At 33.1% G+C, this 519-nt stretch carries 1 pseudogene; it reads left to right on the top strand.

Features of this window, described 5'->3' with window-relative positions:
- Positions 1 to 464 (top strand): annotated as a pseudogene (locus IDG60_RS27300) (oligopeptide ABC transporter substrate-binding protein); the annotation flags it as partial.
- Positions 465 to 519: the final 55 nt, after the last annotated feature.

Here is a 519-nt window from a genome sequence, read left to right as displayed (position 1 = left end):
CAGGTTCAAATCCTACTTTTGAACCAAGAACTGCTGCGATAAAAGATTTCTGGGAAAAAGTTGGCTTGAAAACAAATGTGAAGTTAGTAGAATTCGGTAAATATAATGAAGACTTAGCAAATGCATCAAAAGATATGGAAGTGTACTTCAGATCATGGGCAGGTGGTACAGATCCAGACCCATCAGATTTATACCACACTGATAGACCTCAAAATGAAATGAGAACAGTTTTACCAAAATCAGATCAATATTTAGATGATGCGTTAGACTTCGATAAAGTAGGCATTGATGAAAAGAAACGTAAAGATATTTATGTTAAATGGCAAAAATATATGAATGATGAGTTACCTGGATTACCAATGTTCCAAGGTAAATCGATAACTATAGTTAATGATAAAGTACGAAACTTAGACATTGAAATTGGAACTGATCAAAGTTTATATAATTTAACTAAAGAAGCTTAGTAATGTAACCTCGACGATTTTGTCGAGGTTTACTTATATGGGGGGATGTTATGAA

The sequence above is a fragment of the Staphylococcus sp. EG-SA-2 genome, from assembly GCF_017152085.1.
This window is presented reverse-complemented; position numbering and strand designations above follow the sequence as displayed.